Annotated in this window: 6 protein-coding genes and 2 pseudogenes; 3 read left to right on the top strand and 5 right to left on the bottom strand. The window is 57.4% G+C overall.

Features of this window, described 5'->3' with window-relative positions; genetic code table 11:
- Positions 1-177, bottom strand: a pseudogene (locus AACY08_RS27295) (ribonucleotide-diphosphate reductase subunit beta); the annotation flags it as partial.
- 782 nt (positions 178-959) lie between these two features.
- On the opposite strand from AACY08_RS27295, the gene AACY08_RS27300 reads away from it, so the two are divergent.
- Positions 960-2369: a M10 family metallopeptidase C-terminal domain-containing protein gene (locus tag AACY08_RS27300; protein WP_339472235.1), complete on the top strand. Its 1410-nt coding sequence runs from the start codon at positions 960-962 to the stop codon at positions 2367-2369.
- A 1-nt stretch (position 2370) separates the two neighbouring features.
- On the opposite strand, the gene AACY08_RS27305 is transcribed toward AACY08_RS27300, so the two are convergent.
- Positions 2371-3774: an aminotransferase-like domain-containing protein gene (locus AACY08_RS27305; protein WP_339472236.1), complete on the bottom strand. Its 1404-nt coding sequence runs from the start codon at positions 3772-3774 to the stop codon at positions 2371-2373.
- A gap of 123 nt (positions 3775-3897) precedes the next feature.
- Here AACY08_RS27305 and AACY08_RS27310 point away from each other — a divergent pair, with 123 nt between their 5' ends.
- Positions 3898-4530 carry a LysE family translocator gene (locus AACY08_RS27310; protein WP_339472237.1) on the top strand — a complete coding sequence of 211 codons (633 nt, stop codon included), beginning with the start codon at positions 3898-3900 and terminating at the stop codon, positions 4528-4530.
- Positions 4531-4541: 11 nt separating this feature from the next.
- On the opposite strand, the gene AACY08_RS27315 is transcribed toward AACY08_RS27310, so the two are convergent.
- Positions 4542-4670 carry a hypothetical protein gene (locus tag AACY08_RS27315; protein ID WP_339472238.1) on the bottom strand — a complete coding sequence of 43 codons (129 nt, stop codon included), beginning with the start codon at positions 4668-4670 and terminating at the stop codon, positions 4542-4544.
- Between the two features lie 71 nt (positions 4671-4741).
- On the opposite strand from AACY08_RS27315, the gene AACY08_RS27320 reads away from it, so the two are divergent.
- Positions 4742-5971 (top strand): M20/M25/M40 family metallo-hydrolase, encoded by a 1230-nt coding sequence (locus AACY08_RS27320; protein ID WP_339472239.1) that lies wholly within the window; start codon positions 4742-4744, stop codon positions 5969-5971.
- Positions 5972-6152: 181 nt separating this feature from the next.
- On the opposite strand, the gene AACY08_RS27325 is transcribed toward AACY08_RS27320, so the two are convergent.
- Together AACY08_RS27325 and AACY08_RS27330 are read right to left on the bottom strand one after the other, a co-directional pair.
- Complete coding sequence (locus AACY08_RS27325; protein ID WP_339472240.1) at positions 6153-6512, bottom strand: hypothetical protein; 360 nt, start codon at positions 6510-6512, stop codon at positions 6153-6155.
- A gap of 5 nt (positions 6513-6517) precedes the next feature.
- Positions 6518-8772, bottom strand: a pseudogene (locus tag AACY08_RS27330) (RHS repeat-associated core domain-containing protein); the annotation flags it as partial.

Here is an 8772-nt window from a genome sequence, read left to right on the forward strand (position 1 = left end):
CTTGGCGCGCACGATGGCGGCGGAGTCATTGGCGGTGACGGCGCGGGCTTCGATGGCGGCGGCAGCGCCGGCACCGTCGAGGCGGTCCATGTTGGCTTCGGTGGCGTGGCCGGCGTTGGCGCCTTTGATCACCGCTGCACCGGTGTCTTCGTTGTCGACTTCATCCCAACTCAGCATCGAAATATTCCTTTCAGATCGGGTTTGACGGCCCTTGGAGCCGCCAAAAAATAAGTAATTTGCAGGCTTCAGGCATTGAAATACTGCGCATAGTGTGGTCGATAAATACCGATACCGCACACTATGTAGTGGTCTGTTCTGTTTGTGGGCACACTATATGGTGTGTGGCTACGATGGTCAACGCGCAAGAGGGCAGCGAATGTCGCAGGGGCCATGGGCAAAATTCACAGCCCCCATGACTTTTAATGGTTGCGGCCGGCTTGCATCAAAAGCAAAAACCGAGGCGGCCTGCTAGCCGACCTGATCGATGAGGCGTACGCGTTTCCCTGTGGGGGGCTTGCCTGCGAAGGCATGGACTCGGTGTGCCTGATGAACCCGGGCTTCTGCCGCCGGCAAGCCGGCTTATACATTCGGACTGAGTAAGGCTTAGGGCGTCCGATTCAACCTCACAAACTGATCTCGATCTGCGCGCACCAGGTGTTCCATCTCGTCCAGGTCGCTCCAGAGTTTGTCGCGGTCGGCGCAGTCTAGCCATTGGCGACGCGGTTGCCTTGTGCCCTTTGTATTGCAGTGTATCGGGCGATAAGGCGCTACACGATGAAGCAAAATTGCGGGTTGGATACTCAGGGGAGTGCCAAGCTTTGCTCGACGTCCTACGCCATCCGGGAATAAAGCGATGGCTTCACTTGACCGGAATCGCTCGAACTTCCAGCTTCAACGCACATCCGGGTGTGTGCCCTGGATCGGAAGATCAGGCTTCATTGCCTGATAAGAGTGCATTCATGACAGTCGTTACTTCACGCGCGAGCAGCACATACCAGATGATTGAACAGTTTCAGCACCGAGATGACCGCGGTGGAGGCATCCAACACAACGGATTACCTTCAAAAACGCCTGAAGAGGCGATCGAGAGACTCTGGCGAGGGAGTGCCGGCTGGCCGGACAAGAATGGGAATGGTCATTATGAAGCGACCTATGAATTCCGGGCCTCTGAAGTCAAGGATAAAAAGCCCCGTAAAATAGCTGGGTTCACGCCTGTCTTCGACCTCCAAAAACAACAGGTCCGACGCAGTTTGCGATCCATTTCCGACGTGGCAAACCTCACGTTTAGCGAGGGACCGAAAACAGCAACCAGCGAAGGTCATCTGACCATCGGCAATTACACCCATTTGGCCAATAAAGAGGGCCAGCCCTACCCGCAGACTTATTTGCCAAACCCCAAGGACTCGCGAAGCGGCGAAGTGTGGTTTGTCGATACAACGGAGGATCAAGCCGTTTCCCATGCCGTTCAAGGCGACGCAGGTCGCTTTACTGTCGTACATGAGCTGGGCCATGCCTTGGGGCTGAGCCATCCCAGCCGATATGACGCCCGTTCCGGGCCAGCGAAGCCGGGGTATTTCGAGGACTCTGAAAGCCATACCAGCATGAGTTATTTTGGCGTAGGTAGAGGCTATATGGACCATGGCGATACCCGCGCGTCGGCGCCGCAACTGGACGATATCGGTGCCTATCAAAAGAAATACGGCGCCAACTACGAAACCCGCAAAGACGACACCACCTACGGTTTCAACTCCAATACGAACCGGGACTTCTTGAGCCTAAAGACCGACAAAGACAAGATGGTCGCTGCGATCTGGGATGGTGGCGGCAATGACACATTGGACTTTTCCGGCTATCAGCAGGACCAAAAGGTCAGCCTGGAACCAGGGACGTTCTCTGACGTCGGCGAGCTCAAGGGCAATGTCTCGATTGCCTACGGCGCAACCATCGAAAACGCCATCGGCGGCTCGGGCAATGATCTGCTGGTCGGCAACGCAGCGGTCAACACGCTTATGGGAAGGGATGGCGATGACCGCTTATACGGCGCGAGCGGGGCGGATATCTTGTGGGGCGGCAAAGGCAATGACGTCTTTGTTTATGGGAAGACCAGTGAGTCCACCTGGGCTGCCCCCGACCAGCTCATGGATTTCGTCAGCGGTGAGGACCGGGTGGACGTGTCCGGAATCACCACGACACTGGGTGACATGCCGCTGAAGTTCGTCAGTGCATTTTCTGGTGCCAGCGGTGAAGCGATGGTGACCTATGACCCGGCACTTCAGATAAGTACGTTGCGCATCAGCGCCAAGCCCGACGAGCCCGCCTTGGTCCTTATGGTCCACGGCAAATTGAAACAGAGCGACATCGTGAGTTGATTCAACTGACACCTCGCAACAGCGCCTCAAACACCTGCTGCACCCGTGGCTCATCACTGTGGGCCACATTGAAGCGCATCGAGTCGCGGTGCGCCGGGTCATAACCGAACAGCGCGCCCGGCGCCAGCACCATGTCTTGTTTCAATGCCGCCTGGGTCAGCAGCTCGCCATTGATCCCAGGCGGCAGGCGCGCCCAGATAAACATCCCGCCTTCGTAACCCATGGGCAATTCGCAGCCGCAACGCTTGAGCCATTGCTCGACCCGCCCACCGGCCTCCATCAAGCGCAGCACCATGCGCTTGCGGTGCTTGGCGTAGCTGCCTTCGCTGAGCATGCGGTACACGATCTGTTCGAACAGCTCCGAGGTCACGCCGCCGCTCATCAGCTTCATATTGGTCAGGTTGGCCGCCAATTGCGGCGCGGCCACGACGAAGCTGACGCGGGCGTTGGCGCTGAGGATCTTGGAGAATCCCGACAGGTAGGTGACCTGGTCCAGGCCAGCGAGGGCAGCCAGGCGCGGCGGTGGGTTGGGGTGCAGGTCGCCGTAGAGATCATCCTCGACGATATGGCATTGGTAGTGCTGGGTCAGTTGCAACAAGCGAAACGCTTGGCCAGGGCTTAAGGACTGGCCGGTGGGGTTCTGCAGCACGCTGGTGGTGAGGTACAGGCTGGGCCGGTGTTCGGCCAACAGTTGTTCAAGTGCAGTAAAATCAAAACCGTCGGGGCGGCGCTGGATCGTCACTACCTTGACGCCATGCAGGGCCAGGTTGGCGTGGAAGTTGAAGTAGCACGGCGTATCCAGCAGCACGGTGTCCCCGGGGCGCGCCAGCAGGCGCATCAGCATGTCCAGGCCTTGCACGGTGTTGGGGGTGGTGATGATCTGCTCCACCGATACCGACAACCCTTCGCCGTGGAGTTTCTGTTGCAAGGCCTGGCGCAACGGTAATAGCCCGGCCGGTGTGCCCAGCCCGGCGATGCGCAACGAGGGCGCACGCACTACGCTGCGCATCGTTTGGCGAATGGCTTCGCTGTCCAGCCACGCTTCCGGCAAGTGGCCGCCACCGGGGCGCAGGTCGCCATATGCCGTGGCAAGCGGGCGGCGCAGTACGCTGAGCAGGTCCTGAGGCAGTAAATCAACCCAGTTCGCCGTGGCCGGGCGCACGCGGTCTATTGCTACGAAATAGCCACGACCTTGACTGGAGGTCAGCAGATTGCGCCCGCGCAGACGGTCGAGGGCTTCGTTGAGGGTGAATTTGCTCACGCCCAGGGTCTGGGTCAGCTCGCGCACCGACGGTAACTTGCTGCCGGGCGCCCATTCACTGTTTTCGATGGCCTGGCTGAACGCCTCGACAATCTGTTGCACCTTAGGGGTGCCCTCAATAAAGGCAATGGCCGATACGAACATGCAGTTTCCTTGTCTTTGCCGGTTATTTTACCGGTGAAGTTCGGGCGAATTAGGCCTCACCTTACCTGCCTTGTGCAACGCCTACTGCCTAGACTGCTGGCTCTCTTCCTCGGTGCCCCGGCCATGACAAGTGCGTTAACCCTCTCTTCGTTTCTCTACTTCCTGCTGTTTTGCGCCACCATGACCTTCAGCCCTGGCCCCATGACCCTGCTGCTGTTGAGCCTGGGCTTGCGCGACGGCTTGCGCAGTTCGATCCCGGCGCAGATCGGTGCCAGTGTGTCGTACCTGATATCGATCCTGATCTTCGCCGTGGGCTTCTCGGCGTTGATCAAGGGCAACCTTGCCATCACCCAGGGCATCCAGATTATCGGTGTGGCCTACATTCTGTACCTGGCGTACAAACAGTGGACCAGCAGTGGTCTGTCGATCGATCGCATCGGCGCTGCGCAGGGCTCGCGCAGCCTGTTCGGAAAGGGTTTACTGACCGGGTTTTCCAATCCCAAGACCCTCATCATGTTCAGCGCAGTGTTCCCCCAGTTCGCCGGGACCGGTGGGCAGAGTTCGACGGTGGACATTGCCATCCTTGGGATGACGTTCCTGGTGCTGCAATTCGCCAGCGGCTGCCTGTATTGCTACTTCGGCCAGCGCATCAAGCATGTGCTGGAAACCCCCAAGCGCCGCGTGTTGTTGCAGCGGGTCACGGCAATAGTGCTGCTGGGCGTGGCGTTGATGCTGGCGCGAGGCTTTTCCCACTGAGGGTTTTGAGCTTATGAGGGGTAGTGGCGATTTGCCGGTGCCCTGATAGACGCCAGGCAATCACTACTGACCTTACGCACCGCCACTGCACTGCCCAGCGTGACCACGTTGTCGATGATGACCATGAACAACGTGGCCATCGGCGGGCCCCGCTTCATGTTGGTGGGGTAGGATGTGGCGGCACTATCCAACAAAAAACAAGGATCGGTTCATGCACTTCAATTTCCCGCGTACTCTCCTGGCCGCCACCCTGGCCTTGTCCTTCGCCGTGCCAGCCTACAGCGCCGAATCCCATAAGCAGATCCAGGCGCAGTCCGAACAGTACAAGGCCGAAGCCCTGAAACTGCTGGAACGCCTGGTGAACATTGACTCGGGTTCGGGTTATGAGCCGGGCCTGACCCAAGTGCGCGACATCGCTGTTGATGAACTGAAACAGCTGGGTTTCAGCATCGAGTTGGTGCCGGATAAAGTGGCCAACAACAGTCACGTGATTGCCACGCTCAAGGGCACCGGCAAAGCCAAGATCCTGCTGATGGCCCACATGGACACGGTATTCAAGGAAGGCTCGGCCGCCGAGCGACCGTTCCACATCAAGGACGGCCGCGCCTACGGTCCCGGCGTGATGGATGACAAGGGCGGCATCGTCGCTGGCATCTACGCGCTCAAAGTCCTCAAGGACCAAGGCTTCAAGGACTACGCGCAAATCACCTTCCTGCTCGACGCCAGCGAAGAGACGGGCTCCGACGCCGCTTCTGAGCTGATTCGCAAAACCGCCAAGGCCCACGACGTTACCCTCAACCTCGAACCTGGCCGCCCAGCCGACGGCCTGGTGGTCTGGCGCAAAGGCAGCGCCACTGCCTTGGTCGAAGTCAAAGGCAAAGCCGCCCACGCCGGCGTCGCCCCGGAACTCGGCCGCAACGCTGCCATGGAGGTTGCGCACCAGATCCTGCAACTGGGCAAGCTGGGTGATGAAGAGAAGAAAACCACCATCAACTTTACCGTGCTCAACGCGGGCGACCGTACCAACGTGATTCCTGACCAAGCCACCGCCAAGGCGGACGTGCGTGCGGCGTTGCCGGAGGAGTTTGATCGGATCGAGAAAGACTTGGCGCGGGTGTCGGCGAACAAGCTGATTCCCCAGACAGAAGTGAAGACCACGCTGCAACGCGGCTTACCGCCGATGCCGCAGACGCCGGAGTCGGACAAGTTGGTGGCGATTGCTCAGGGGATTTATGGGGAGTTGGGCAAGAAACTGACGATTGAAGGCAGTGGAGGGGCGGCGGATGCGAGTTTGTCGGCCGGGGTGGGGACGCCGACGTTGGATGGGTTTGGGATTGTCGGGGGTGGTATTCATACGGCGCAGGAGTATGCGGAGGTGGAGAGTGTGGCGCCGCGGGTTTATTTGTTGAGTCGGATGATTATGGAGCTTTCGAAGCGCTGATCTCTGCTGATTGAGGTTCTCTTGCAGTGAGCAGGCTTGCCCTGCGCTGGGCAGCGAAGCAGCCCCAAACAGCCAATGCCTATTTATCTGAAATACCCATTGCCTGGACTGGGGCCGCTTCGCGGCCCAGCGCGAGCAAGCCACAAGCGGCGATGTTGTCTTCGAGAACGGGGTTTACTTTTCAGCTTTCTAACTTATGCGTGTTGTAGTAGCTTTTTAAACAGCTCAAAAGAACGTGCATGAATTTTTTCTGATCAATTAGGGGCGCACTGAAATAAGTTTCCATGTTTTTAAAAACTGCATCAAAACTGTCGTTTGTAGCTAGAAAATGCGTTATCGAATCAATGAACCACTCTTGTTCAGTCTTTGTATAAGCTAGGAATTCTGGTTTGGTTAATTCGTCAAAAAGCTCTATAAGCTCTCTTTTGTTATTTATGTCTTTTGATGCGATAAGTTTCTCTCGCTGTAGGTCGTCTGTATTTTCAATGTCGTAAGTGAACAATAGTCCCCGGATTATTGACATGCTAGGCTTGTTTTTCATTTCGGTCATTTCTCGGTGTACGCGGTTTTTGGGGCGCCTTGGTTGTTTAATATCACCCTTGCTTTACGTTGTTGACTATATTCCATTCCATCGTTTGAATATCCTTCGCCAATGATCTTGCCCATGTCCATTGGTTTTAAAGATGCAGCGAGTCCGTTTCTTCTAAAAATGAGCTGGGCTCGGTATATCGAGTTTAACTGATCCCTGTGGCTGAGATAATGCGTTGCAGCGGGTGGGTATTTAGGTTTCCCTGTCTTTGGACCTGATGTGTAACGCTCGATAATTCCTGTCGTCGGGTTTCTTGCGGTACTCAATCGTTCGAGCTGAGATTCGAGCGTTGTCTGCGCGCCATGTTTCTCCACAAAGTGTGCTCCTGGCGTTGCCTTCTCAAGTTCTTCTAGACGCCTATAGGCGTTTGCCTCAGCAAGCTCATCAATTCTTGCCTGACGCTCCGCGCGCGTCAGATGCGGTAAAGCGGGCTCTCCGTCATTAACACTTGGCGCAGAGTTTTGAGCATTAGCATTCGGTTTGCAATCATCTCCGCCAGGACATGAACTTAACCCTAACGGATCTACCCACCCCGTAGGATTGGGCACGTACCGGTACGCATTGATCCCACCCGCCAGCTTCACCGGATCCGGCGTCAGGTAGCGGCCAACATCCGGATTGTAATAGCGATGGCGGTTGTAATGCAGTCCGCTTTCCGGGTCGAAGTATTGGCGCTTGAAAGCGCAGCGGGTTGTCGACTTTTCCTATGTCGAGGCGGCTGATTTCGCCGTAGGCGCGGTAATGCGCGGACCAGACAATTTCGCCATCCGGGGCGGTGAGTTCCTGTGGGGTGCCGAGGTGGTCGAGTTGGTAGTGGTAGGGCTTGGTGTCTTTTGGGCCGAAGCCTTCCAGCAGCGCCAACGGGCGAAAGCTGTCGGGTTCGTAGAGGTAACTGCGGTGCCGGTCCGCGTGGTGTTCGGCGATGAGTTTGTCGCCTTGCCAGAAGAACTCGGTGGTTTTCCCGTCGATGGTTTTGCTGATGCGGCGGCCGAAGGGGTCGTAGCGGTAGCTGGCGGTTTGGCCGTTAATTTTTTTAATACTGATCAGGCGGTGCTGGCAGTCGTAGCGGTATTCGGTGACGAGTTGGTGGCCTTTGCCTCGGCGTTCACGGATCAAATTGCCGAAGGCGTCGTAGTCGTAATGGCGGTCACCTTGGATCATCAGGCGGTTGCCGGCGACGATGTCCGGGCCGGGGCGGTCTTGCATGAGCAGGTTGCCCGCCGGGTCATGGCCGAAGTGTTCCTGCTCGCTTTGAGAGTGATAGGCCCGGGTCAGGCGGGCGAGGGGGTCGTAGTGGTAATCGTGTTCGCCTTTGCGGGTGTCGTTCAGGCGGGTGAGGTTGCCGGCTTTGTCGTAGTCGTAGTGGCGTTGGTAAAGGTAGTGTTCCTGTTGGGTAACGGCGTGGGCGTGCAGGCGTTGCTGGTCGTCGTAGTGGTAGTGGCTGATTAGGTGGCCTTGTTGGCGTTGGTGTTCCTGGCCGGCTTTGAATAAGTGTGAGGTCAGTACCGCACCATTCAGTTCAACTGTGGAAAGGTGTCCGCCTTTGTCGTGATTGAAGGTGAGGCGGTTGTTGTCGGGCAGGCGCAGTTTTTGAAGTTGGCCGCAGGCGTCGTAGCCATAGCGCAGGGTGCCCCAACCTTGGTGCTCAGCGGTAAGACGGTTTTGCGGATCGTATTCGTAGGCCAAGGCCCAGTAGCCATCATCGACGCTGAGGAGGTTGCCTTGGCGGTCGTAGGCGTAATCGACGATGTTGCCGTCGGGCAGGGTTTTTCTTACGAGTCGACCGGCGTGGTCGCGCTCGTAGCGAGTGACTAGCTGACTGCCGTCGTCACCATATTCGGTCTTTTCTTGCAGGTTGCCGCTGAGGTCGTAAACGTAGGCGGTGCGCTGGCCGTCAAACCCGGTTTCCTGTTGGATCAGGCCGTTGCTGTGGTACTGGAGCCGGTAAGTTTCGCCGACTTCGTTTTCGATTTCGGTCAGCAACAACCGGACGTTGTCGTAACGGTAGTTGACCTGGGTTCCATCGGCGTTTATGCGGCGACTGATCAGGTGCAAGCCGTCCGCATATTCGTAACGGGTGACGTGCCCCAGTTCATCGCGTTCAGCGGTGATTTTTCCGTAGGGGTTGTAGCTGTATTCTCGCGTTGCGCCGTCAGGCTGAGTCAATTTCAGCAAGCGGCCTGCTGCATCCCACTGATACTGGGTCAGTGCG

Source organism: Pseudomonas sp. EL_65y_Pfl1_R83 (assembly GCF_963970695.1).
Lineage (GTDB): Bacteria > Pseudomonadota > Gammaproteobacteria > Pseudomonadales > Pseudomonadaceae > Aquipseudomonas > Aquipseudomonas tritici.